This is a genomic window from Saccharomonospora sp. CUA-673 (assembly GCF_001942305.1).
Classification (GTDB): domain Bacteria; phylum Actinomycetota; class Actinomycetes; order Mycobacteriales; family Pseudonocardiaceae; genus Prauserella.
Genome location: NZ_MKKE01000010.1, coordinates 75495 through 99824, shown reverse-complemented (window position 1 = coordinate 99824; position 24330 = coordinate 75495). Strand labels below are relative to the sequence as shown.

22 protein-coding genes and 2 pseudogenes are annotated in these 24330 nt (G+C 68.2%); 10 read left to right on the top strand and 14 right to left on the bottom strand.

All coding sequences use genetic code 11. The annotated features are described in order from the left end of the window. The first annotated feature begins 320 nt into the window (after window positions 1–320). The 4 genes from BJF85_RS06065 to BJF85_RS06050 all read left to right on the top strand — a co-directional run bounded on the left by BJF85_RS06065 (window position 321) and on the right by BJF85_RS06050 (window position 4628). Entirely contained in the window at window positions 321–683 is a 363-nt protein-coding gene (locus tag BJF85_RS06065) for a hypothetical protein (RefSeq protein WP_075846103.1), read from the top strand. An 841-nt stretch (window positions 684–1524) separates the two neighbouring features. Next, complete coding sequence (locus BJF85_RS06060) at window positions 1525–2490, top strand: iron-containing alcohol dehydrogenase (protein WP_369822095.1); 966 nt, start codon at window positions 1525–1527, stop codon at window positions 2488–2490. A gap of 75 nt (window positions 2491–2565) precedes the next feature. After that, window positions 2566–3921, top strand: coding sequence for a sensor histidine kinase (locus BJF85_RS06055; RefSeq protein WP_075846102.1), 1356 nt, complete (start codon window positions 2566–2568; stop codon window positions 3919–3921). Window positions 3922–3983: 62 nt separating this feature from the next. Next, window positions 3984–4628, top strand: a complete 645-nt coding sequence (locus tag BJF85_RS06050) for a response regulator transcription factor (protein WP_187346870.1) — start codon at window positions 3984–3986, stop codon at window positions 4626–4628. Window positions 4629–4635: 7 nt separating this feature from the next. Here BJF85_RS06050 and mftM read toward each other — a convergent pair whose 3' ends face one another. The 6 genes from mftM to BJF85_RS06025 all read right to left on the bottom strand — a co-directional run bounded on the left by mftM (window position 4636) and on the right by BJF85_RS06025 (window position 11331). Then, entirely contained in the window at window positions 4636–5544 is a 909-nt protein-coding gene (gene mftM / locus BJF85_RS06045) for a mycofactocin oligosaccharide methyltransferase MftM (RefSeq protein ID WP_075846101.1), read from the bottom strand. Beyond that, on the bottom strand, window positions 5541–7037 hold the full coding sequence (locus tag BJF85_RS06040) for a VWA domain-containing protein (RefSeq protein ID WP_075846100.1): 1497 nt from the start codon (window positions 7035–7037) through the stop codon (window positions 5541–5543). Before BJF85_RS06040 ends, mftM begins: the two co-directional genes overlap by 4 nt. Before the next feature lie 8 nt (window positions 7038–7045). Beyond that, window positions 7046–7411, bottom strand: a complete 366-nt coding sequence (locus BJF85_RS29715) for a hypothetical protein (RefSeq protein WP_255375425.1) — start codon at window positions 7409–7411, stop codon at window positions 7046–7048. Then, window positions 7347–8195: a MoxR family ATPase gene (locus BJF85_RS06035; RefSeq protein ID WP_255375424.1), complete on the bottom strand. Its 849-nt coding sequence runs from the start codon at window positions 8193–8195 to the stop codon at window positions 7347–7349. Before BJF85_RS06035 ends, BJF85_RS29715 begins: the two co-directional genes overlap by 65 nt. Window positions 8196–8323: 128 nt before the next feature. Continuing rightward, window positions 8324–9616, bottom strand: a complete 1293-nt coding sequence (mdo, locus tag BJF85_RS06030) for an NDMA-dependent methanol dehydrogenase (RefSeq protein ID WP_075846099.1) — start codon at window positions 9614–9616, stop codon at window positions 8324–8326. A 1100-nt stretch (window positions 9617–10716) separates the two neighbouring features. Beyond that, window positions 10717–11331, bottom strand: a complete 615-nt coding sequence (locus BJF85_RS06025) for a class I SAM-dependent methyltransferase (protein ID WP_158056793.1) — start codon at window positions 11329–11331, stop codon at window positions 10717–10719. 181 nt (window positions 11332–11512) lie between these two features. On the opposite strand from BJF85_RS06025, the gene BJF85_RS27130 reads away from it, so the two are divergent. Together BJF85_RS27130 and BJF85_RS28380 are read left to right on the top strand one after the other, a co-directional pair. After that, window positions 11513–11842 (top strand): hypothetical protein, encoded by a 330-nt coding sequence (locus BJF85_RS27130; RefSeq protein WP_139320482.1) that lies wholly within the window; start codon window positions 11513–11515, stop codon window positions 11840–11842. 474 nt (window positions 11843–12316) lie between these two features. Then, a complete protein-coding gene (locus BJF85_RS28380) occupies window positions 12317–13348 on the top strand; it encodes a helix-turn-helix transcriptional regulator (protein WP_083665988.1) in 1032 nt (343 codons plus the stop codon). Between the two features lie 14 nt (window positions 13349–13362). On the opposite strand, the gene BJF85_RS06010 is transcribed toward BJF85_RS28380, so the two are convergent. Then, on the bottom strand, window positions 13363–14016 hold the full coding sequence (locus tag BJF85_RS06010; RefSeq protein ID WP_255375430.1) for a 1-aminocyclopropane-1-carboxylate deaminase/D-cysteine desulfhydrase: 654 nt from the start codon (window positions 14014–14016) through the stop codon (window positions 13363–13365). After that, a complete protein-coding gene (locus BJF85_RS29710; protein WP_255375431.1) occupies window positions 13962–14195 on the bottom strand; it encodes a hypothetical protein in 234 nt (77 codons plus the stop codon). Before BJF85_RS29710 ends, BJF85_RS06010 begins: the two co-directional genes overlap by 55 nt. Window positions 14196–14832: 637 nt before the next feature. Between BJF85_RS29710 and BJF85_RS06005 the strand changes: the two genes are divergently transcribed. Next, the gene (locus tag BJF85_RS06005) at window positions 14833–15276 is read left to right on the top strand and encodes a hypothetical protein (RefSeq protein WP_222844453.1); all 444 of its coding nucleotides are present in this window, start codon (window positions 14833–14835) and stop codon (window positions 15274–15276) included. 48 nt (window positions 15277–15324) lie between these two features. On the opposite strand, the pseudogene BJF85_RS06000 reads toward BJF85_RS06005, so the two are convergent. The 6 genes and pseudogenes from BJF85_RS06000 to BJF85_RS05975 form a co-directional block, all read right to left on the bottom strand. After that, a pseudogene (locus BJF85_RS06000) lies at window positions 15325–16145 on the bottom strand (ABC transporter ATP-binding protein). 43 nt (window positions 16146–16188) lie between these two features. Next, window positions 16189–17256: an iron chelate uptake ABC transporter family permease subunit gene (locus BJF85_RS05995; RefSeq protein ID WP_083665986.1), complete on the bottom strand. Its 1068-nt coding sequence runs from the start codon at window positions 17254–17256 to the stop codon at window positions 16189–16191. Window position 17257: 1 nt separating this feature from the next. Beyond that, window positions 17258–18220: a FecCD family ABC transporter permease gene (locus tag BJF85_RS05990; RefSeq protein ID WP_369822097.1), complete on the bottom strand. Its 963-nt coding sequence runs from the start codon at window positions 18218–18220 to the stop codon at window positions 17258–17260. Window positions 18221–18296: 76 nt separating this feature from the next. After that, a complete protein-coding gene (locus tag BJF85_RS05985; protein ID WP_158056791.1) occupies window positions 18297–19226 on the bottom strand; it encodes an ABC transporter substrate-binding protein in 930 nt (309 codons plus the stop codon). Between the two features lie 331 nt (window positions 19227–19557). Further along, window positions 19558–20726, bottom strand: a pseudogene (locus BJF85_RS05980) (glycosyltransferase). A 137-nt stretch (window positions 20727–20863) separates the two neighbouring features. Further along, the gene (locus tag BJF85_RS05975; protein ID WP_075846094.1) at window positions 20864–21079 is read right to left on the bottom strand and encodes a hypothetical protein; all 216 of its coding nucleotides are present in this window, start codon (window positions 21077–21079) and stop codon (window positions 20864–20866) included. 287 nt (window positions 21080–21366) lie between these two features. Between BJF85_RS05975 and wecB the strand changes: the two genes are divergently transcribed. The 3 genes from wecB to BJF85_RS05965 are packed head-to-tail and all read left to right on the top strand — an operon-like array spanning window position 21367 to window position 24279. Then, on the top strand, window positions 21367–22527 hold the full coding sequence (wecB, locus tag BJF85_RS05970; RefSeq protein WP_255375423.1) for a non-hydrolyzing UDP-N-acetylglucosamine 2-epimerase: 1161 nt from the start codon (window positions 21367–21369) through the stop codon (window positions 22525–22527). A 43-nt stretch (window positions 22528–22570) separates the two neighbouring features. Next, a complete protein-coding gene (locus BJF85_RS29705) occupies window positions 22571–22960 on the top strand; it encodes a hypothetical protein (protein WP_255375422.1) in 390 nt (129 codons plus the stop codon). Then, complete coding sequence (locus BJF85_RS05965; RefSeq protein WP_255375421.1) at window positions 22957–24279, top strand: DUF2334 domain-containing protein; 1323 nt, start codon at window positions 22957–22959, stop codon at window positions 24277–24279. Before BJF85_RS29705 ends, BJF85_RS05965 begins: the two co-directional genes overlap by 4 nt. Window positions 24280–24330 lie beyond the last annotated feature (51 nt).

The following is a 24330-nucleotide window of genomic DNA, read 5'->3' as shown; positions in this document are numbered from 1 at the left end:
TTCTGGGCGACGGTGAACTCCGTGACGTCCGCCCCGCACCCGCGGGGATCAACCGCTGTTCCAGACTGTGAGGCGGCCCAACGGCAAGTCCGCCCCGCACCCGCGGGGATCAACCCGAAGAGGTCGTACCGCAACTGGTGGAGATGTGGTCCACCCCGCACCCGCGGGGATCAGCCGATCGTGACCAGCGTGGCCTGTTGCCGATCGTGGTTCGCCACGTGCACGCGGGATCAGCCATCCATCCTCGCGGTCGGTAGTGCTTATCCACCTTCGCGAGGATCTCGATCAGGCTGAGTGAGTCCGCGACTCTGCCTGCTCACGTGGTTCAGAAGTTGGCCGGTGCCTACACCGGCTCTGAGGTGGATACCGGTGTCGTGGTGCCCCTACCGGGCTGCGCGTATGTCGGACACGACCGGGACGCCTTGGAACGCAAGCCGATCGGGTTTCCGGAAGAACACCCGCAGCGAACGACCGGCAGGCGCTACTTTCCACGCGCGTGGAGGCGTTCCGAGGAACCCGTCGTGGAAGCACTCTCTGTTGAGAACGCCCAAACAGACGTCGAGGTCGTCCTCCTCGTCACTGGTTTCCACACGCACCACTTCCTCGACCCCGTGCGAATCGCCGGCCGTTCCGGTGCGACGCTGGCCGAGACCTGGGCCCAGAGAACGCCCACGCCTATCTAGGCATCGCCGTTCCCAACTTCCCGAACCTTTCCATTACCTGCGGACCGGGGACCGCGCTGGGCCACGGCGGCAGCTTCGTCACGGTGGCCGAATATCAGGTGCACGACGTCGTCGACACCCGGGTGACCATGGCCAGCACGGCCTGCGCACTGTGGCGGTCCGGCCCGAGGTCGAGCCGGCTACCCCCGGCGGCACGACGAGGCCCACAACAAGACGCCGCAGACCCATCCGGCATGACCAATTGGTGCCGCAGCGTCGACGGCCGGGTCGTCGATGGTGACATGGCGTATCGTCCACGACTGGGCCATGACCCGCTGAACCGGTGGCCAGCGACAAAGCGTGAGCATCGCCAGCTCGGCCTGCCCCACGGATTCTCCGGGATTTCCGGGTACCTGTCCGATCGGGCAGGGGGCGCTACCGCGAACGGAGGGTGCTCCGACCGTCTGACCGGCACTACCCTGGAAGCCGTCCAGCGACGTGGCTGGCGGTGAGGAGGCGTTCGCGTGCTGCATCCGACCCGAGCCGCGCCGGAACTGTGCGACGACCTCGAACCCCGGGCACGGTTTCCGCGGCAGCCTGCTGTCCTGTCCACCGCGCCGGACGGCACAGGCGGTGGCCTGGAGGGCCCCTGCACGAAACCGATGCGGCCGGACTCCTCCCTGGGTCTGGCGAAGTTCCATGTGCCCGAGATCGTGTTCGGCCCACATGCGCTGGCCGAACTCGGCCACTGCGCATTACGTGTCGGCGCGCGCAGGCCGTTTCTGGTCACCGACGCCGGCATCGTGACAGCCGGCTGGGCTACGGAGCTGTCGAACACTTGCGCGCAGCCGGGCTACAGCCCGTGGTGTGGTCCGAACCGACGCCCAATCCGAAGGACCACGAGATCGCCGCCGCACACGAGCGCTACCTCGACAGCGGTGCCGACGTCATCCTCGCGGTTGGCGGCGGCTCCTGCATCGACGCGGCCAAGGGCGTGGCGATCCTGGCCTCCAACGGGGGCACAATCCTCGACTACGCAGGCGTTGACAAGGTCATACATCCGATCCCGCCGCTGGTCATGGCGCCGTCGACGTCGGGCACCGGTGCCGATGTGTCCCAGTTCGCCGTTGTGACCGACACCGAGCGGCACACCAAAATCACGATCATCAGCCGGACGTTGGTGCCCGACATCTCCGTCATCGACCCGCGGCTCCTCACGACCATGCCGGAGGAGCTCAACGCCGCGACCGGGCTCGACGCGCTGACCCACGCCATCGAGGCCTACGTCTCCCGCGCACACAACCGGCTCACCGATCACCACGCGCTGCACGCCGCCCGCCTGATCACCGGCAACCTGCGCGACACGACACTCGAACCGCGACGGGCCACACCGCGGATCGGGATGGCGCAGGGCGCCCTCGAAGCCGGTATGGCGTTCACCAACGCGATCCTCGGCATCACCCACGCGATGAGTCACCAAGTAGGCGGACTCCTCGATGCTCCGCACGGCGTGCTCAACGGCGTGTTGTTGCCGCACGCCATCCGCTTCAACGCCGCCGACGACCCGGATCGGTACGTGCCGCTCGCGGCGGCCGTCGGCATCGGCGTCGAGGGCAGGCCCGCCGACGAGGTGGCCGACGAACTCGCCTTGTTCATCCGCACCCTCGCCGACGACGTGGGCGTGCCGAAAGGCCTGTCCGATCTGGGCGTCAAAGAGGGCGACCTGCCGACTCTCGCCCGCACGACGCTCGATGACGCCTGCCTGGCCACGAATCCGCGTGAGGTCGACGCCGCCGACGTCTACGCCCTGTTCCGCCAGGCTCTGTAGACCCATGACCGCACACGACGCGCCACCGACGACTGGCATCAGCCCCACGATCACCGCGAGCGTGGTGAGGAGCCCATGACCTCGTCCGCCCGTACCGGCTTCAGCCGCGACGAGGCCGATCTCGGCGCACTCACCGGAGTGCGGTCGGGCAAACGCTCGTTCTACCCGGAGTACGTGCGCTCGGCCGAACGCCTGGAGAATGCCGTGCGTGCCCTCGACAGCATCTCCCGCGCGCTGGTCCGCACGGCCGAGGGACCACGGGAGCTCGTTGAGGCTGTTGCCCACGCGGCGGCCGAGCACCTGCACGCCGAGTGGCTGCTCGTCGCGGTCGCCGACGGCGCGCTGCAGGCGGCGCAGCCCCGATTCCTCGTGCTCTGGGGCGACACGCTGATCGACGACGAACGATCGCTGCCCGCTGATGCCCTGCCCCACCTGCACGTGCTGCGGGCGAGGCCATGGGAGGCGGAGGAGGACGATCCCGGCGCCGACATCGTGCGGGTGTCGATGACCCTCGACGGTGAGCCGATCGGCGGTATCGCGGGGTTGCCCGGCTCGGGCGTCGACGTGGCCGACACCGACCTCGCGATCCTGCGGGTGCTGGCCAACCAGGCGGCCGTGGCGCTGCATAACTCGTTCCTATTGCATGCGGCGACGGCCTTGCGCGGCAAGACGGAGCGGCTCTCAGAGGCCGCCGAGCGGCAGGCGAAGGAGCTCGCCGAGACGCAGCAACGCCTCATCGAGTCCATGCAGCGGCAGGCGCTCGACGACGAACGGCACCGCATCGCCCGCGAACTGCACGACAGCGTCACCCAGGACGTGTTGTCGGCGGGGATGACCGTGGAGCTGTGCCGGGCGGAGCTGGCCGCAGGCGGCGAGCACGCTGAGTTGGTCGACCAGCTCAGCGCAGCCAAGGACCTTACCGGCCACGCCGTTGAGCGCCTACGCGCCGCCATCTACGCACTCCACAACGGTACCGAGGAGCCCCCCGGGTCGCTGCCCGTGCTGCTGGAACGGCTGTCGTCGGTGCATCTGCCCAGCGATCTGACAGTGCAGGTCCGTATCGGAGGCAAGCCGGTGCCGCTTCCCGGCGAGGTCGAGCATTCACTGTTGCGGCTCGCGGGCGAAGCCCTGTTCAACACGGTCATGCACGCCACGGCCGACGAGGCTCTGGTGCGCCTGCAGTACCTGCCGGAGCGGATCGTGCTCTCGATCGCCGATAACGGCGACGGCGACCCCGCCCAGCTGCGGAGGACACTCCAACTCACCGCGGCGACGGACCTGGCCGGCGTGCATCGCGGACTGGCCAATATGCAGGACCGGACCCACGAGCTGGGCGGCACCATGTCGATCCGCCGATCCGAGCTCGGCGGGATCATGCTCGTGCTCGACATCCCCCTCCCGTTGCGGAGGAACGGAAAGGCGGCGTCATGAACGCATCCCGGTCACCGTTGACCCGCTCTGGCCCCGCGCCTGGCGAGCCACGGGGAGACGGCGTGTCACCGCAGGACCGGCTGAGCATCGTGCTCGTCGACGACCACGCCATCGTCCGACAGGGTTTGCGCTCCATTCTGGACCGCGAAGAGGACATGCATGTGGTCGGCGAGGCGGCGACCACCGCCGAGGCGAGAACGGCGCTCGAACGGCTGCGCCCGCGTATCGTGTTGCTGGACCTCAAGCTCGGCACCGGCTCCGACACCGAGGGCCTTGACCTGTGCTCGGAGATCACCTCCGGATATCCGGAGGTCGGGGTGCTAGTGCTGACCACGTTCCTCGACGACGCCTACGTACTCGAGGCCGTCCACCGCGGTGCGAAGGGCTACGTACTCAAGGACGTCGACACCAGCGAGCTTGTCTCGTCGATCCGCACCGTCGCCTGCGACGGGAACGCGTTCGACTCCCGGTCGGCGTCGGTGATGGCCCGCTCGATCCGCACCACTCCGAACGCACCGGCGCTCACCGAACGGGAACAGCGCGTGCTGGAACTGCTCGCGTCAGGGCTGAGCAATCGCACCGTCGGCACGACGCTGTTCATTTCGGAGACCACGGTCAAGTTCCATGTCCGCAACATCATGCGCAAGCTCGGGGCGTCGACCCGCGCCGAGGCGGTCTACGAGGCCAGCAAGATGGGCGTCATCTGAGCCGTTGCTACATGGACGCGGTCTCGACGATGAGCCACCCGCCGTGATGTTCCGTCACCGTGAACGGTAGACCCGTGCGGTTTCCCAGCCGGGTGAGTTCGGCACTGTCGAACCGGCGAACATGACCGAAACAGGTGTCAGGTTCGTCCTCGAACGGAACGGCGACGACCACCCGGTGAGCCGCGAGCCGCATCGCTTCGGCCAGCACGTCCGCACCGGCGTCGGCGTCGAGATGCTCCAGCAGGTGCAGCACGGTCACGGTGTCCGCCGAGCAGTCCGGTAACGGCACCGAGGTCGCGTCGCAGGCTAGCGTCGACAACGGGACTCCGTCGGCGGCGGCGATCCGCGACAGCAGCCGCATGCTGCCCGGCACGACATCGGACGCGGTCACCGCATACCCCGGCTCGGCCGCGAGCAGCAGCGGGAAGAAGCCGAAGCACGAGCCGAGGTCGAGTACCCGGCCCGGCGGCACGAGCCCGCGCGCGTACTCGTACACCGGCGCGAGCCCACCGGCGGGGCCGTGCGTAGGTCGGTGCAAGCGCGCAAGCGTGTTGCGGTAAAAGTTCCGCCATGCCGCGAGCCCACCGGGCACGGCCGAACGGACGAGCCCGACGAATACCCGCTCGAACAGCTCCTGCCCGGCCACGAGCCCCGACCGGAACAGCTCCTCAACCAGCAGCTCCGTGAGCCCGTCCTCGACCTCGCCGCGGCCGAGCCGGTGACTCACTACCAGCCGCGCCTCGCCGCCATGCACTCCAAAGTGCCGGGTCCGCGCCACGACCGGCCCGAGCGGGTTCTCCGGGCGCCCGTCGCGGTGCACCACCCGGACCCGCTCGTCGCGGTACTCGCCCGCCGGACACGGCGCCATCGGGTCGAGCGGTGCCGGATGAGCACGATCCTGCAACGAACCGGTCATCGGACCGCCACCGGCAGGTCGCGGGCGGCGTTCTCCAACCCGGAGACGTCACGCACGACGCGCACCCGGCTGCAGTGCTCGGCATAGTCCGGCAGATCGCACGCGCCCAGGCCCCACGAATGGCGCGGTTCGGGCGTCAGCCACAGCACGTCCCGTGCCTTGCGCGCGATCTCCTCGAACGCGCCGAGGTTCGGATCGTTCCCGTTGCCCCGCCCGTCACCCAGCACCAGCACGGTGGTCCTGCGGTTCACCGCGGTGCCGTGCTCGTCGAGGAACGCGCCGAACACCGAGCCGTAGTCGGAGTTAGCGTCGACATCGATGACATCGCCCCGGAACAGCGTCTCCAGGGCCTGATCGATCCGCTGCTCGGCAAACAGGCCGCTGATCTCCGCGATCTCGGCGACGAACGCGTAGGAGCGCACCGAGGAGAACAGGTCGTGCAGCCCGTACAGCATCTGCAGTGTGAAGCCGGCGGTGGCGCGCACGGACAGGCTCACGTCGGCGAGCACGACGAGCCGCGGCTTGTCGTCCCGCTGGTCGACGGTGACCGGCCGGAACGGCACGCCGTCGTAACGCAGGTTCCGGCGCATCGTGCGGGCCGGATCGACCCGGCCACGCCACGCGGGCCGTTTGCGGTGCGTCACGGCGCCACGCAACGAGGCCACGATCGTGCGCAGCGCGTCCTCCAACTCGTCGTGGCCCCGATCGGATCCGCGGTCGGACCGGGAATCCTCCGCGACCGACTGTTCCAGCCGCATCAGGTGTTCGAGGTGACGGCGCAGCGCCTCCGGCAGCCGGGCGAGGGCCTGCTCACCCATGCCGGACCGCAGGGCCACCGCATCGGTCTCGTCACCCTCGTCGTCTTCTCCGGATCCGCCGCCCTCCAACCAGTTGAGCAGCGCGTCCTGTTCGGCCAGGCTGAGCGTGGCCTCCACCGGTGTTCCCTGGGCCTTGCCGAGTTCGCCGGGTGCGACGCCGTGGCTTCGGTCGATCTCCAGCAGCACCTCGTTCGATCCGTCCATGCTGGACACGTCCTGCTGCGAGAACACCAGTTCGTCGTCGGTCTCGTTGTCGAGCACGATCGGGTTGAGCTCGGGGTGCGGGCTGTAGCGCTCGACGAGGTCGTCCTCGTCGAACAGGTCGCCGAGATCGGCGTCGGGGCTTTCCATGTCGGCCCGCGGGGGCCGCTGTCCCGCCTCCTCGGCGATCGTGAAGTCCTCGAGCAACGAGACCGTGCCGGGGTCGTTCCGACCGTCTCCGGATTCGTCGCCGAAGCGGACGTAGGCGAAGAAGGCGTCGAAGAGCTCGTCGAACGTCGCGTTGTCGCGGTGGTCCTTGACCACGGCGCACCGCAGCCCCTCGCGGAACAGCTCGCGGTCGCGGATCATCACAGGGTCCGCCACGCAGCGCGCAGCATCGACGACCTCGACCGTCGAGATCCGCAGACCCGCGCTGCGCAACAGCGCGGCGAACCGGTGCAGTCCTGTCAGCACGGCCGGACCTACCGCTTGCCGCGGCCGTGGTTGGCCGCGAACGAACGTTCACCCTGACTGCTGCTGACCGGCCTCCGGGGCGCTCGGGTGTCGGTGTTCTCCCCGAAGTAGCCCGCTCCGTGCCTGCCCGGGGTGTCCCGCGCGGCGCGCAACGCGGCGCCCGTCCCCTCGTCGTCGGGCTCGACATCGGGAACGGGCGCGCGCCGCTCCCCCTCGACCGGGATCTTACGATCGTTGCCGGTCCGCCCCGGATCATCCTGCTCCCGCAGTTCACTCCAATCACGCAGGACCCGCACGGCCCGTTCGACGTCACGGTCGTACTTGGCCACCACCGAGATTGTGTCCATCAGCAGTTCGGTGTCCGGTTCGGACACGCCGAGCACCGCGAGCGTCCGTGCCCAGTCCAGCGCCTCGGAGATGCCGGGCGGTTTGCGCATCCCCTGCTGTCGCAGCTCCCGCACCACGTCCACCAGATGGGTCGCGACCGCCTCTGGCAGACCGGTGTTCTTCGACCGGATGATGTCCAGCTCCCGTTTGGCCGACGGGTAGTCCAGTGACAGGTGAAGACAGCGTCGTTTCAATGCCGCCGACAGGTCGCGCGTATTGTTGGAGGTCAGCACCACGTAGGCAGGTGCTCCGCAGTGAACGTCCCGAGCTCGGAACCGACACCTGGTACTCTGCCAGCAGCTCCAGTAGGACCGCTTCGAGTGCTTCATCGGCGCGGTCGACCTCGTCGATCAGCAGCACGACGGGGTCAAGAGACCGGACGGCGCGCAGCAGCGGCCGCTCCGCGAGGAAGCGCTCGGAGAAGAACACGTTGTCGTGCCGGCCGATCGCCTCGACGGCCGACGGCAGGTCCTCGGCGTCGGCGACCACCTGCCCGATCTTCTCCCGCAGGATCTGGGTGTACAGCATCTGTTTGCCGTAGTCCCACTCATAGAGAGCCTTGGTCTCGTCCTGACCCTCGTAGCACTGCAGGCGCAGTAGGCGCCTGCCGGTCGCAGCGGCCAGGGACTTCGCGAGTTCGGTCTTGCCCACACCCGCTGGACCTTCCAGCAGCAGCGGTTTACCCAGTTGATCCTGCAGATAGACAGTGGTCGCGAGTGGACGGTCGGCGAGGTAGCCGACGTCCGACAGGAGCGAGGTGACCTCGTCCACGGAGGTGAACGAGTGGGGTCGGTGACCGTTTCGTGAACTCACGCGGGCAAACACCTTTCGGCCTGGCCCTGGGTGTTCCGCAATGTGGCGAGCGACCGCGGAACACCCAGGGTTGAACTACAAACGGCTCAGGAAACGAGGTCGTCGAGGTCGCCGTTGAAGCAGTGCTCGACAACCGGCCGCACGGTCTCGAACGTCGTCTCCTTCGGGTTCCCCGGAGTGCAGGCATCGCCGAGAATGTGGTTGGACACCCGGTCCACATCGGCCTTATCGCCCCTGATAGTCGAGGCCTTCGTGTAGTACTCGGTGGGCCCGGCACCGAGCCGGTTCTTCGGGTGAGTGTCCTGGGTGATGTCGGTGAACCGCTCCGCAATGCCGACGTCACGCAACAGCCGGATCGCCGCCGCTACGGCCGCGTCGGCCGCCTTCACGTCGTTCATTCCCGTGGTGTCCACGCCCAACGCCTCGGCCAGCCGGGCGTAGCGCTTGTACGCCACGGGCAGATTCCACGCCCACACGCGCGGCAGCGCGATAGCGTTGTTGAGTCCGTGGTGGGTGTCGTAGAACGCGCTCACCGCGTGCGAGATCGAGTGGATCACGCCGAGGCCGCCCGAGTTGAACGCCTGCGCCGCGGTGTACTGGGCATACATCATGCCTTCACGGGCGGGCAGGTTGTCGGCGTGCCACGTCGCGGTGCGCAGGTGCTCACCGACCAGTTCCGCAGAGAAGAGCGCACTGCCGAGCGACGGCGTGAAGTCCAGCCTGGACACGTACGGCTCGGACGCGTGCGCCAGAACGTCGAATCCGCACTGCGCCGTGAAATGCGAAGGGCACTCGTAGTACAGCACCGGGTCATCGACCGCGAGCGTGACGACCGAGTGGTCGTCGAAGGCGACGTACTTGTGCGGATTGGCCGGGTCGGTCGTAGTGTCGGTAATGACATACGCCCACGACGTCTCCGACCCTGTACCCGCTGTCGTCGATACCGCGATGTGTGGCGGATTCTTCGGGTTCTCCGACTTGTTGAAGCCCTCGAACTCGTTGACGTTGCGCCCATCGTGCGCAACCGAGATACGCGCACCCTTGCAAGCGTCGTGGGAGGAGCCGCCACCGATCGAGATGAAACCGTCGCAGCCGTCCTGCTGATACATCGCGACGGAATCCATCACATTATAGTCCTTGGGATTGGACTCGACCTTATCGTAGACCGACGGTTCGAGCCCGTGGTACTTCAGCGACTCGACAAGCTTGTTCACAATCTCGGTACCGCGCAGTCCCGAGGTCATCACCAGCGGCCTGCGCATCCCAATCTTCAGAGCTTCGGGGCCGATCATCTCGTGCGAGCCGGGGCCAAGCAACGCTCGCGGAATCGGGTGGAATTCCTTGAGGGGAAACGGCTTGAGAAGTTCGTCGACCTGCATTGGCTGACCCTTTCCGTCGTGACACGTACCACGCCGAAGCTATGGCCGTGATCACTCCGGCCCAAGGGGTCACGCAGGGATACCGCTCAGCAGCGGGGGCGGAATGCGCCGGAGGGAGAGCAGCCCAACCCCTCCGTTCGGGCAGTATCCCCAGTCTGGTCAGAACCGGCAGACCAGAGCCCGGCCGCTTGCGCATGCGGACCACACCACCACGGACGTCGTGCAACAACGCCCCGACCGTTTCCTACGCACAAGTCTTGTTCGCACCGATTTCGCCCGACGGGCCGTGTTCGACCCAGCCCACGACATACGTGTCGGGGACGCGCGACCCTCCGTCGGGCTTACGATCCTCGGCCTCACTACTCCGTGACTCGCGGGCAACACGAGGCCGAGCCCCCGTACCGTCAACGCTACAACCCGTGCCCGACAGGGTGTCGTGATCCCGGCATGCTGGCGGACGCGTCCTGTTCAGCGTCTCGGCGTGCACATTTTCGTCGAAGATCCAGAAGCCACGCGGCAGCGGCAAGCGACATCGAGCGGCACGATACTTAGGTGTACATTTCCGAGTCCGTCGAGCGCGTAGCGACCGAACTGGCAGCGTCGACGGCCGCGCCGCCGAGCGGTCAGCGTAGCGCGAACTCGGTCGCAAATGGCAGCTTGACCGTATGCGGCGAGCCATAGATCACGTATCACCGTTACATGGACAGGAGCCCCGACCAGAAATCGTAAGCGAACATGAGATAAGCGATGCAGAGCCAATCTTCACGATCGTAAACACAACCATGCGACGCGCTAGCCCGCGAGAAGGAAAACAAGCGCCATACACCTATGGTGCCAGCTGGGAGACCAAGCTCGGGAGGAATCTGGGAGGACCGACCTTCGTTGAACCGCACCGAACGGCAACCAGTCACATTGAACGACAACGCCCCTACCTGCAGAATCTCCATTCTGCCAGGTCACAGGACTGCCGGTGGCTACCTTGACACGGTAGAGGTCACTGGTTCGATCCCAGTATCGCGCACCAACTCAACCCCCATCCCGGGAAACCGATGGGGGTTTTGTCATTGCTGGGTGTCTCTCGAGTGTCTGACGCCGCCGGGTCAGGCGGCGTCGGCGTGCAGTCCGCACAGCGGCGGAAGGTTCGTCCACTGGACGCGGCCCGACCGCACGTCCGCGAAGTGCCGGCCGACCCAGGTCGCCGCCGCACCGCCTTCCCTGGCGCGATGCGCCACCAGCAGCGTGCTGAACGCTCCGCCGTCACTCAACGTCGCACGCACGGTACTCAGGAAGCGGTCGCGCTCCTCCCCCATGACCGTCCAGGGCACCGAGCACACGACCAGATCGACCGCCGGCAGGTCACGCTCACGCAGCAGGTCGGGCAGGTCGAACGCCGACGCGCACGCCACGTCCACGTCGGGACAGCGGGCCCGCAGCCGATCCGTCAACACCGGGCTGACCTCGACGGCCAACAATCGGGACGAATCGGGCAGACGCCTCGCGAGTTCCGCGGTGATCGCACCGGACCCCGCGCCGAGCTCGACCACCGTGCGGGCGCCCTCCAGGCGGACCTCGTCGAGGAACCCGCCCACACAGTCCGTGGTCGTCTCCGCGACGGCGCCGACACGTATCGGGTGGCGGAAGAACTCACCGGCGAAGGGCCTCCCCTCCCGCCGGCGGCGCGCTGTCGCCGCGCCATCGCGATCCAGTCTCGACATCCAGTCACTCCACCACCTCGGCATGACCACCATTGTCCACACGTGACCGCCGCCGGTGGGGTCAGCGTGATCCATCGGGCATCCACAATGAACGTGACACCCGCCGCTTCCTGGTCGGCGCCCCTGGTGCGCCGGGCGGTGGCAGGCTCAACAGCGCCGCGATGACATCGGCGACCGTCCCGTGTTCCTGCCACACCGGGTCACCGCTGGGGTAGTCCTCACTGCGGAATCGTGCAGCCACGGCGTCGCTCACGTCCTGGAGCAGGAAGGTCTCGACCACGCCACGGTGTTTGCGCTCGGCATGGATCGCTGTCACAGCCCCGCCAGCGGCCTCCCGCACGTGGAGAAACCGGAAACCGGCCTCGGCGCTGCGCTTGATGGCCTCGAGGTGCGGCGCTTCGTCCCGTCGCGGCGCCGTCACCGTGGAGCTCCCGACGAGCTGGTGGCAACCCGGCCGGCGTTCTCGGTCAACGACACGGCCGTGCTGCCCGGTCGACGAGGGGATCTGTGACGGAACAACCGCCGGAAACGGGACGGCGTGTGCTTCCCGGGGCGCGGCGGATATGACGGTCCTGCTCCCGATGAGTCGCGATCGACGCCGATGTCGGTCATGCACCGCCGGCACCGCGGCCCCGACGGGTTGACGAGCGGTACCGGGAGGACCAGACGGCCGCACACAGCCGTGGGATCGGTCCCCGTGCGGAAAGCGTGCCCGGCTTGCTCGTCGGTGACCGCATGAGCACAGCCGTCCGCCGCGCTGGTGAACCACGTGATGAACAAGCGCGCTGTCGGCGGCGGCATCGAGACAACTCCTTCAGGTGTTCCCAGCAGGTATCTGAACACCAGAGAACCCCAGGTGAGAAGCGCATTCCACCCTGCTCTGCGGTGATCTTGACTCGCACGAGTTCCCTGCTGAACGGGGAAAAGATGCGCGATGCTGGGAACCACGTACCGTCCACGCCAGCCACGGCGGAAGGGGACACACATGCCGGCCGCAATCCGCAGCGTGCGTCAGGACCAACGGAACCTCGCGGCTGAGCTGCGAGCGCAATCCAAGACGTGGGCCGAGGTCGCCATCGTGTTCGCCGAGCGCTACCACGTCAACATGCGCGCGGCGTTCCGTCTGGCGCACGGCTGGAGTCAGCGAGAAGCCGCGGACGCGTGGAACGAGCGCTGGCCCGCCGACCCCAAGACGTTCAAGAACTTCTCGTATTGGGAACAGTGGCCCGCCGAGACAGGCCACGCGCCTTCACTGGACGTGTTGAGCCGACTCGCCGAGCTCTACGCCTGTCGCCTGGCCGATCTGGTCAGGGACGTGGCCGACCACCGCGGCGCCGACGACGCCCACCGGCACAGCGAACAGCTCGCCTCTCTCGGTGCTCTCGACGGCCCCGACACCGCCGCGCCGATGCGTGATTTCGTCACCCACCTCGACCAGGTCGATGTCCACGAACTGGCGCAGATGGCCACCACCTGGGCACAGAGCAACGGCAACGGCGTCGACCGCCGGTCGCTTCTCCTCAAAGTCAGCGCCGCGCTGTCCCTGGCGTCGACCAGCCCCGCGCTCGCCGACTCGGACGACGCCGACACAGTGCCGATGACCACGCCGAGCGAGGATCTCTCCGGTATCTGGCACAGCCACTACGTCTACCCCAGCACCGGACGCGCCAAGAACTTCACCGGCGAGCACTACGTCGTCCTACGCCAACAGGGCGCTCGGCTCGTTGGTCAAAGCCTTCCGCACACGATCGGATCGCGGCTACGACTCGAACTCGCCGTCGAGAAAGCGGTCGCCACCGGAACCTGGCGGGAGAACACCTCACCGACCGGCTACTACAAAGGCGCCGCGTTCCACGGCACGCTCCAGATGGTTGTCGACCCGTCCGGCCGCCGGATGAGGGGCATGTGGCTCGGATTCGGTCGCGACTTCACCATCAACAGCGGCCAGTGGGAACTCACCCTTTGCGAGACCGCGACCTCGAAATCCGTCCAACGCGCCTACCACGACAAGGCATAACCGCTCACGTCAGTTCAACTCAGCACCGCGACGATCGTCGTGCCCCGCGCGAAGTGACCTGATGAGATGCGGTCGAACAGGCCGTACATCATCTTGGCCTCGTACACCCAGTCCAGCGGGACGCCGTGTCGCGTGCCGAAGTCCGCGATGAAAGTGTCCAGCGCGGGCTTGCGCTTCGCGTAGCCACCGAAATGGAACTCGTAGTCCAGCGCCCAGTTCTCCGTCGCCGCGCCGAAACCCTCATGTTGAAGTCGCCGCACCTCGTCATCGAGGAACTGGCCACCCTTCAGTACGGCGAAACCGAGCGCTCGGCGGCCGTCGGTGAGTCCGGCTGCGATCCCGGCCAAGGTGCCGCCGCTGCCGGTAGCGCAGCAAACGACATCGAAGTCGACGTCGATCTCGGCGGGTAGCTCGGCGCAACCCCGAACCCCGAGCCCATTGCTGCCGCCCTCCGGCACCACGTAACAGGGGCCGAACTCCTCGACCAGTTCCGCCAGCACGGCGGGCTCGCTCTTGCGCCGATAGGTCGCCCGGTCCAAATACGTCAGCGCCATCCCGCGGCCGACCGCGTACGCCAACGACTCGTTCAACGGCACATGCTCCTCGCCCCGAATCACCCCAACAGTGTCGAACCTGAAGAAGTGGCCGGCAGCTGCCGTCGCCCGCACATGATTCGAGTACGCACCACCGAAGGTGAGAAGACGAGCATGACCCTGGCTTTCGCCTCGGCCAGGTTGTACTTCAACTTCCGCCATTTGTTGCCAGGAACCTCGGGATGGATCAGATCGTCCCGCTTGAGCAGGACCCGCACCCCATGGTCGTCCAGAACGCCGTCGCGCAACTCCATGAGAGGCGAAGGCAGCACGGGGACGAGGCCACGTGCGTCCGACCCGTTCCTGTCCACGTCCCAAGAGTATTACCCCGGCGCCGGCCGGCACCTGCTGTGGCCGCGTCGTCCATCAGCGAGTCGTCCGACCCGGTTGCCAAGGCGATTCGGCCGGTCCGCATTCCACTCGGTTGGGGGCTGTTTTCTCGTGCCACCCACAGCGGGGGCCATCCGATGGTCTCGGCTGTCACACTCCGTTGCCGGTCGGCGGCCGGAACGGCGGGGGAAATCAGCTCCCCGGTGGTCGCTCCCGCCGGCGCGGACTGCGCACACTCGGCAGATGCCGACATGTGGTTCGACCGGGACGACGACAGGGCGACCATGCCGGAGGCTCGTCAAGGAGACGGACCAGCACTGCCACCTCCACGGCGCGGTCGCCGCGAACCCTGTCACGGGGTCCCGGCGACGCCGGGCGACCCCGGCCGACACGACGCCCCGGGTGCCGCGTCCACGACACCCGGGGCCACCACCGAGACCCGCGCCACCGCAGAGGTCCGCCTCCGGCAGTTCCGTGTCGGCGGCGGCACGGGAACAGCAACAACTCGATGCCCTCGTCGGGTCCTGCCGTTCGGCCCTCGTCGACGGCTGGGAGCGAACCGTGGCCGACAAGGCCGCCGAACACCTCACCACGGCAACGTGGCGGCGACTCGTCCGCGAGAACGACCGCCGCCACTGCAAACAACTCGCCAAGCTCGCCGACGCCCTGCTGGCCGGCCGGAAGTACGCGCACGACATCGTCGGAAACACCGCCGGGTTCGCCGCCACCATGTTCGGGGGTCCCCGGATCGTCCAATCGGCGGCACGCGAGATCGCGAGATCGATCCCGCTCCCCTGGGACGAGACCATGATCGCGACTGCGCGACGTCTGCAGCTCACGGGCGTGGCGCTGTGCGTCGTGGCCGAACGCGAGCTGACGACGTGCCACTGTTTCGTGCAGCTCGCCAAGTCCGAGACCCGGGAGCGCGTCGCGGCCATCCTGACAACGTCCGTTCAGGACTGGACGCACCTGGCCGCATATCCGGACGCGCCCGCGTGGCGCTGACGTCGCGGCCCACAACAGCTCGGCCCACAACAGCTCCGCCCGCAACAACTAGGAGGTGCGGCCCAGCAGCTCGTAGGGCAGGCATTGGGGACAGCCGTTGCGGGGGTCGTGGAAGATATCGGCCTTGACGCCGAAGACGTCGCCGAGCATGTGCGAGGTCATGACCTCCTGCGGTGTTCCGGCTGCATAGACCCGGCCCTCGCAGAGCGCGATCATCTGATGCGAGTAGCGCGCGGCACTGTTGAGGTCGTGCAGCACCATGACGGCGGTCTGGCCCTCCTCCCGGTTCAGGCGGGCCAGCAGTTCGAGCACCTCGAGCTGATGGGCCATGTCGAGGTAGGTCGTGGGCTCGTCCAACAACAGCGTGTCGGTCTGCTGCGCCAGAGCCATGGCGATCCACGCACGCTGGCGCTGCCCACCGGACAATGTGTCCAGTGCCCGGTCGGCGAAGCGTCCACGCCGGTGATCTCCAGGGCGCGTTCGACAGCCGCCTCGTCGGATCTGGACCACTGCCGGAGGAAACTCTGATGCGGGTACCGGCCCTGCGACACGAGTTCGCGGGTGGTCAACCCCTCCGGAACGTGGGGGCCCTGGGGCAGCACGCCCAACCTCTTGGCAACGTCCCGTGTCGGAAGGCGGGCGATGACCTCCCCGTCGAGGTAGACGCTGCCGGCGCGCGGCTTCAGCAGCCGTGCCATGGAGCCCAGCAATGTGGACTTCCCACACCCGTTCGGGCCGATGATCGACGTGATCCGGCCCTCCGGCATGGCCACGGACAGATCGTCCAACACGGTCGAGTCGTCGTACGCGAACGTGATGCGCTCCGTACTGAGCTTGCTCACCGCTCCTGCCTCTGGCGACGGGATCATCATCGATCCTCCAGCTTCCTCTCCGGGTCCGGGTACTCGCGAGCTATCCGTTCCTGCTGCGATAGAGCAGATACAAGAAGAAGGGTGCGCCGAGGACCGCGGTGACGATGCCGGCAGGAAGTTCCACCGGCGCGAACAGGAATCGTCCGACGAAATCCGCGCCCACGACGATCGTGGCTCCCGTGGCAGCCGCCGCGGGCATGAGTCCCCCGTAGGACGGGCCGACCAGGTGGCGGGCGATGTGCGGGGCCATCAACGCGACGAAACCGACCGTTCCGGCCGTGGCCACCGCCGTACCGGCCAGGCCCACGCTCGTCAGCAACAGCAACCCGCGCACCCTTTCGACGTGGACACCGAGAACCCGTGCCACGTTGTCGCCCAGATTCAGCGCGGCGAGATGACGGGACAGCAACAGCGCCAACGGAAACAGCACCAGCAGCCACGGCAGGAACGAGTACAGGTCGTCCCACCCCCGGCCGTAGACGCTGCCGGCAAGCCAGACCAGCGCGCTCGACGCCTGCTCGATCTCACCGATGGTGACCAGGAGCGTGGCGCCGGCGCCGGCGATGGCGCTCAACCCGATACCGACGAGCACCAGCCTCAACGGTGAGCCGTTCCTCCGCCAGGCCAACAGGTACAGCAACCCGGCCGCCACGAAGGCACCGGCCAGCGCCGCCGGTTGCAGATAGACGACGGACGCCGCCGGCGCAATCACGATCAGGCTCACCGCCGCCAACGACGCCCCGGCGTTGATCCCGACGATGTCCGGCGCCGCGAGGTCGTTGCGCGTTATTCCCTGCAATATCACCCCGCTCACGCCCAACGCAGCGCCCACGGCCACGGCCACGAGGGCCCGGGGCAGGCGGAGGGTGTTGACCACGAACGCCTGGCCACCATCCTCTCCCAGCCCGAGAATCGTGCGGACGACCTCGAGCGGTGGCACCGGATATTCGCCGTACGCCACATTGGCCACCAGCCCGGCGAACGCGGCCACCCAGAGCACGCCGATCATCACGACGGAACGCAGATTCAGCCGCAACGAGGCCGGTCCGATGCGCAGCGTTGCCTCACGGGCATTCCGGCGGGCGGCGACAGGAGTCAGGCGTGCCATATCACTGGGACACCTTGTAGCGGGCCAGGTAGATGAAGAACGGAGCACCCACGACGGCGGTGGTCACCCCGACCGGGATTTCGTGCACCGGCAGGACCGCCCGCGAGATGATGTCGGCACCGAGGAGCACTATCCCTCCGATGATCGCTGAGTACGGCAGGATCCAGCGGTAGTCCAGACCGACGAAGAAACGCACCGCGTGGGGCACCACGAGCCCGATGAAGCCCACCGGCCCCGCCACGGCGACCGCGCTGCCCGCCAGGAGGATCACCGCGAGGACGGCAAGGGATTTCGTGAGCGCGGTCCGCTGTCCCAGACCGGTGGCCACGTCCTCGCCGAGCATGAGCGCGGTGACCTGGCGGCTCAGGGCCACCGCCAGGACGAACCCCACGAGGACGTACGGCGATATCTGTTTCAGCAGTTCCAGGTCGCGCCCCAGGACCGAGCCGGCGAGCCAGAACCGGATCGTGTCCATGGTCTGCTCGCTGAGCACCAGGGTCGCCGTGGTGAACGAGGACAGGAGCGCCGCCACCGCCGCCCCGGCGATGGCCAGCCGCATCGGCTTCATCCGCCCGCGGCCCATCGAGCCGATCCCGTACACGATCGCCGCGGCGACGGCCGCCCCGACGAACGCGAACGGTGCGAACGTCGCCGACGCCGTTCCGCCGAACACGAACACCGTCGTCACCACGGCGAAGGCCGCCCCGGCGTTGATGCCGAGGATTCCCGGGTCGGCCAACGGGTTCCGCGTGATTCCCTGCATGATGGCACCCGCCACCGCCAGGCAGGCTCCGACCAGAGCCGCGGCGAGTGCCCGTGGAACCCGGATCGTGCGGATGATCAGGTCGTCGCGGGATCCGTCGAAGTTCCCGAATGCCCGCACCACGTCCGTCACGCCGAGGCCGGCCACGCCGAAGTTGACACTGACGACGAGGCTCGCGGCCAGGAGCGCCGCACACACCATTAGTCCGGAAAGGAGCGCGCTCCTGGACCGCAACATTGCGCCGACCCGTCCACCCGAGATCGATCAGTCCGCCTGACTACCGTTCGTCGAACAACTCGACCGCTTCCTCCGCGATCAGTTCCATCGCCACGAGCCCCCGCGACCGGGTCCACTGGGCACGGCTCACCGCGTGCACGTCCTCGTTCTCCACCGCGGTGAGCTTCTGCCACACCTCCGACGACTGCCAGTGGTCCATCGTGGTCTCGGCGTCGGTCATGACGAACAGCACGGCGGGGTCGATCTCCGCCAGCCCTTCCAACCCGGTCGACGCGGAGTCCGCCTCCGCGGGATACGCCGCAGCCTCCGGTGCATACGGCACCCGAACCCGATCGAGGATGTCGGCCACGTACGACCCCTCCCCCAGAACCTGCGCCGTTCCGCGCTCGCGGGGAATGACCGCGAGGGAGTCCCTGTCGCCGTTCTCGGAGTTGTCGCCGTCGGAGTTGGTTCGCGACAACTCGTCGAGCCGGCCTTCGAGACGTCCGATCTCGGCGTTCATTTCGTCGGACTTGTTGATGGCATTGCCGACCTCGCGGGCCACGTCCAACGTTTTCTCGTAGCCGGCATATCGGGCGGTGAACACGACCGTCGGGGCAATCTCATTCAGTTCTTCGTAGATCGCCGCGTGCCGTTCGTTGTCGGCGATGATCAGGTCGGGTTCGAGCTTGGCGATCTGCTCCAGGTTGGGCTCGGACCGGCTGCCGACCGACTCCCACTCACCGATCCGCTCCCGCACCTCGGGGATCAGCGTCTCCGGGTCTCCGTCGTCGACCAGCCCGACCGGACTCACCCGGAGAGCGGAAAGCATGTCGATGTAGGGGAGCTCGAGCGCGACGATTCGCTGTGGCTGCGCCGGAACCTCCGCCTCACCCATGTCGTGTTCGACCGTACGGGTGGGCCCGGACGCGGCATCCTCACCCGATCCGCCGCCGGCCGTGCCACACGAGGTGAGGAGAACGATGCTCAACAGCAGCCCGAAACTCGCTCGGACGCCGCGTTTCCACCATTGCCTCTCGCGACAACCCATGTCGAGCATCCTCCATTCTGGACACAACCTTGTGCCCCGACCCGATCTGCTGCGGAAACTCTGATCGAGGTACCTGCGAGGAGCAATGATTCGAGGACGAGAAGGGGTGGATGCGTGACCACCGGGCCGCAAGGAAGAACGAGCGGCGATCGGGCCGGATGCCCCCGACCCAGGGCACCTCTTCCTTGGTTATAGATGGGACTCTAACCGCGGTTAGAATTGCTTCGCAACGCCCTCCGGCAACCCCAGCGACAACACACGGCGTCGGGAACTACCGCCGCCGCACAGGTCGCCGATCGGAGTCGGCATGGTCGGAGTCGGCGAGGCGTTCGGTTTTCGTCCACGTGTTGCGGCGGCGGATGACGCGGTACACCGCGCGCCAGGTGGCGACGACGCCGAGCAGCAGCAGTCCCGGATACAACAGACCCGCCAGCAGGCATCGCCACCACGGCAGGTTGCCGAGCCGGATGCGATGCCCGGCGGCCCACAGCAGACCGGGCGCCAGCAGCACGACGGCCCACAGCGCGCCCGCCCACGCCAGGTCGTCCCCGGACGCGGCCATCCCGCCTGCGCCGCCGCCGGTCACCACGCCCACGACCGTCACCGCCACGAGGCCGGCGACGAGCACCGACAACGGCACCGCCAACCACGGCGTCACCAGATACAGCAGGAAGTCGACCAGTCCCATGCTCCCGATGTGCCGCGAGGCCGCCAACGACCGCAGATGCCGCACGCACTGCAGATTCCCCTGCGCCCACCGCGTCCGCTGCCGCAGCAGCCGGCGCACGTCGACCAGACCCTGCTGCGTGACCCACCCCGTGTTCGCGTAGCGGATGCGGACACCGGCCAGGTGCAGTCGCAGTCCGAGTTCCAGATCCTCGACCAGACAGTCCGACCACGGCGCCGGGTGGAACCGTTCCAGCACCGTCAACCGCGTGAACTGCCCGTTCCCACCCATACCCACGCTGCCGACCCGGTCGCGCACCCCCTGCGCCGCGTCGGCCACGGCACCGAACTCGAGGTCCTGCAGCATCGCCAACGGCCGGTTCAGGTTGTGGATCCGCACGCGGCACTGCACGCGCCGACGCCGGGATCGGCCAGCAACACCGACACCGCGTCCAGCAGCCCGCGACTCCCCCGGCCGTCGCCGTCGATGATGCCCACGACCGTCGAGTCGACGGTGTCCTCGGCGCGGCAGATCTCCAGGATTCGCCGATAGCCCGCGTTCAGCGCTGCGCCCTTGCCGCTGCGCGCCGCAGGCGGTTCACGGCGCAGCACATACAGGCGGGGATCGTCGATGCCGGCCAGGATCTCGGGGGTCCGGTCGTCGGAGCCGTCGTCGACGACCAGCACCCGCACGAGGTGCCGGCCGGCCCCGAGTTCCAGTGCGCGCCGGACCGTGTTGGCGACGACGGCCTCCTCGTTGAGCGCCGGGATCATGATCCAGGACCTCCGGGGCGGCAGCCGCTGCCACCGGTCCCGCACTCCGGTGCGGCGCGATCCCAGCAGGGCCACCACGAAGTTGTACAGCGGCCAGAGCACCAACAGCAGCAGCATGGCCGCGGACGTCGTGAGCATCAGCCGTTGCCGGCCCGCCGATGCAGTCGGTTCCGCAGCGAGCGAACGACGAGCAGCAGCACGATCAACAGCACCGCGCCGAGGACGATGTCGGCGACGACACCGCCGGTCGAAATACCGATTCCCGCGGCGGCGATCCCTACCGGACCTGATGGCGTGTGCGAAATGGTCCAACCCCCGTTCCATCGGGTCGACCCGTTGACACCGGGCCACACGAGACGACCAACAGTAGGGCCAGAATGTCACGGAATCCACACGTTCGTGTGTCCATGTGCGCACCGGGAAGCTGCAATCTGCACCTTGACCATTGGTCTGATCATGTGGCTCACCCCTACGGGTGATTACTTCTCCACTGCTGAGTGAAATACGTGTCGATCATGTTAGACCTGTCCGGTCCGCCGTTTTCCGGAAGACTGTGCACGCCTTCTCACGATTCCGATCGGACAACTCTGAGTAGCACAGAGCCGCACACGTGTTCACCCGAAGAAACGTTAAGGTCCCCATGTCGACCAACCTCGGAGCCGGGGGTGCCGCTCCCCGAACGTTCGTCCTCGTCGTGGTCGGCACCAGACCGGAAGCCGTGAAGCTGGCACCGGTCGTGTCGGCGCTCGCCGACTCCCCCTGGTTCCGCCCGGTGCTGCTCGCGACGGGACAGCACACCGACCTGGTCGACCAGGCGCTCGCGACGTTCGGCCTGGCACCGGACGAACGTCTCGCCGTCGCCCGCCGCGGCGGCGGGCAGGCCGAGTTGATGTCGGCCGTGTTGACCGGTCTCGACCAGGTGATAACGCGGGTGGGGCCGGCCGCGGTGATCGTCCAGGGCGACACGACGTCCACATTGGCCGGTGCGCTCGCCGCATTCTGGCGCTCGATCCCGGTGGTGCACGTCGAGGCGGGTCTGCGCTCGGGCGATCTGGCAGCGCCGTTCCCGGAGGAACTCAACCGCAGGCTCGTGACGGCGATGGCGGCGCTGCACCTGGCACCGACGCCCGCCGCCGCCCGCAACCTGCGTGCCGAGGCCGTGCCGGACGACCGCATCGTCGTGGCCGGCAACACGGCGGTCGACGCACTGCGATCCGTCGCCGGCACGAGCGCGGCCCTCACCGAGCCCGCGCTCGACGCCGTCGCCGCACGGGTGCGCTCCGGTCACCGCCGGCTGCTGCTCGTCACCGCGCACCGCCGCGAGTCGTGGGGTGAGCCGCTGCGCCGGGTCGCCCGCGCGGTGGCCGACCTCGCCCGCGCGGTGCGCGACCTGGACGTCGTCGTGCCGGCCCACCCCAACCCCGATGTGCGGGCCGTCGTGCACGAGGAGCTCGGCCACGTCGACCGGGTCCTCGTGACCGAGCCACTGAGCTATGGCGACCTGGCGACGCTGCTGTCGATGAGCACGCTGGTGCTCTCGGATTCCGGTGGCATCCAGGAGGAAGCGCCCACGTTCGGTGTTCCGGTGCTGGTGCTGCGCACGGTCACCGAACGGACCGAGGCGGTCGACGCGGGGTGCGCCCGGCTGGTCGGCACGACCGGGAGCTCATCACCAAGACCGCCGTGGAACTGCTCACCCACCCGGATGCCTACGCCGCGATGGCGGCGACCGACAACCCGTTCGGCGACGGCATCGCCGCCGAACGCACCGCTCAGGCCCTGGCGCATCTGCTGGGACTGACGGCGGTGCGCCCGACGGAGTTCCGCCCCGCGGGTGTGCCGTCGTGACGGCCGAACAGGCCTCGCCCGCCGAGCGGCACCGCTGGCCGGCGTGGGTCCGCCTGGCGATCGCGTTCGTCCTGGTCGCCGTCGTCGGCGTCGCCACCGTGGTGATCCTGACCGGCGGCCCGCGGACCGCCTCCCCCGCGGCCCGGCCCCTGCCGCTGGACACGACTCCGGCGCAGGCGGGCGTGGCGGGCGATCCCGGGCCGGGCGGGAATCCCGACCACCGCACGCTGATCCTGTACGACGAGGCCACCGCCGGGGACGAGAACGCCGCGAGCGCCGAGGCGTACGCGATGTTCACGGCCAACCTCGCCTCGCGCGCGGGCGCTGGGACCTGCGTCCGGCGCACACCTACCGCACGGGAGACCTCGCCGGGTACCAGGCCGTGATCTACGTGGGTTCGCTGCAGAATGCACGGCTGCCCGACGCGATGCCTCGGGACCTGGCGGCCACCGACCTTCCCGTGCTGTGGCTGGGCAACAACATCGAGCGCTACGAGCGGGTCGCGGGCGAGTTCGGCTGGCGAACGACGGGCCTGCGTGCCGACCGGCCGACCACCGTGACGTACAAGGGAATGGCGCTCTCGCGCGATCCCGCCGACACCACGCCGGTGCACGCGGTGACCGTCGAGGACGAGAACCGGACGCAGGTCCTGGCGCACACGAGCGGCCGCGAACCGCAGAGCCCGTGGGCTGTGCGCACCGACGCGTTCACCTATGTGGCCGAGGTCCCGTACGCCTATCTGGACTCGGGCGGCCGATACCTCGCCGCGGCGGACGTCCTGCTGGGCACGCTCGAGCCCGAGGCGCCCACGCGGCACCGCGCGCTGGTGCGCATCGAGGACGTCGGACCGGACACCGACGTCGACGACCTGCGTCCGATCGTCGAGCTGCTCGTCGAGGAGGACGTGCCGTTCTCGGTGGCCGTGTACCCGTACTTCACCGATCCCCGCGGCGTCACGGCCGACGGCGAACCGCAGTCGGCGCGCCTGGTCGACGAGCCGGAGCTGGTGGACCTGCTGCGGTACGCCACCGAGCACGGCGGCACGCTCGTCATGCACGGCTACACGCACCAGTACGAAAAGGCGTCCAATCCACGCAGCGCGGTCAGCGGCGACGACTACGAGTTCTACCGGTCCACCGTGGACGACGACGGTCACGTCGCGTTGCACGGCCCGGTCCCGGCCGATTCGGCCGAGTGGTTCCGGGACCGCGTCGCGACGGGGCTGGCCGAGTTCCGCCGGGTCGGACTGCCGACGCCGACGCTGTGGGAGTTCCCGCACTACGGCGGATCCGCGGTGAACTACCACGAGACGAACGGCATCTTCGCGGGCCGCTACGACCGCGGCAGCTACTACGCGGGCTACTGCCCGGGCGGGCGGTGCGGCGCCGCGGAGGACGTGTCGTACGACGAGGTCTACGGCCAGCACTTCCCGTACCCGGTGCGGGACGTCTACGGCACGAACGTCGTCCCGGAGAACATCGGCAACCTCGCCCCCTCGAAGTTCAACCAGTACTCCGCCCGCACCGTCGTCGACATGCTCGCCGACGCGCAACGCTCCCTCGTGGTGCGCGACAACGTGGCCAGCTTCTTCTACCACCCGTTCCTGGGCACCGCGGGACTGCGCGACCTCGTCAGCTCGCTGCAGTCGCTCGGCTACACCTTCGCCTCCCCCGACGACATCCTCGACGACCGCACGCCCCGCTGAGGCCGCTGCTGCTGCGTCCTACGACGCGGCGCCGGAGCGTGTCGGAGCCGT

What these genes read in the sequence shown, in the direction of transcription:
- BJF85_RS06055 (WP_075846102.1), top strand. Translation starts at nt 2,566, where the DNA reads ATGACCTCGTCCGCCCGTACCGGCTTCAGCCGCGACGAGGCCGATCTC.
- mftM (WP_075846101.1), bottom strand. Translation starts at nt 5,544, where the DNA reads ATGACCGGTTCGTTGCAGGATCGTGCTCATCCGGCACCGCTCGACCCG.
- mdo (WP_075846099.1), bottom strand. Translation starts at nt 9,616, where the DNA reads ATGCAGGTCGACGAACTTCTCAAGCCGTTTCCCCTCAAGGAATTCCAC.
- BJF85_RS06025 (WP_158056793.1), bottom strand. Translation starts at nt 11,331, where the DNA reads ATGTCGAGACTGGATCGCGATGGCGCGGCGACAGCGCGCCGCCGGCGG.
- BJF85_RS28380 (WP_083665988.1), top strand. Translation starts at nt 12,317, where the DNA reads ATGCCGGCCGCAATCCGCAGCGTGCGTCAGGACCAACGGAACCTCGCG.
- BJF85_RS29710 (WP_255375431.1), bottom strand. Translation starts at nt 14,195, where the DNA reads ATGGAGTTGCGCGACGGCGTTCTGGACGACCATGGGGTGCGGGTCCTG.
- BJF85_RS05995 (WP_083665986.1), bottom strand. Translation starts at nt 17,256, where the DNA reads ATGGCACGCCTGACTCCTGTCGCCGCCCGCCGGAATGCCCGTGAGGCA.
- BJF85_RS05990 (WP_369822097.1), bottom strand. Translation starts at nt 18,220, where the DNA reads ATGGTGTGTGCGGCGCTCCTGGCCGCGAGCCTCGTCGTCAGTGTCAAC.
- wecB (WP_255375423.1), top strand. Translation starts at nt 21,367, where the DNA reads ATGTCGACCAACCTCGGAGCCGGGGGTGCCGCTCCCCGAACGTTCGTC.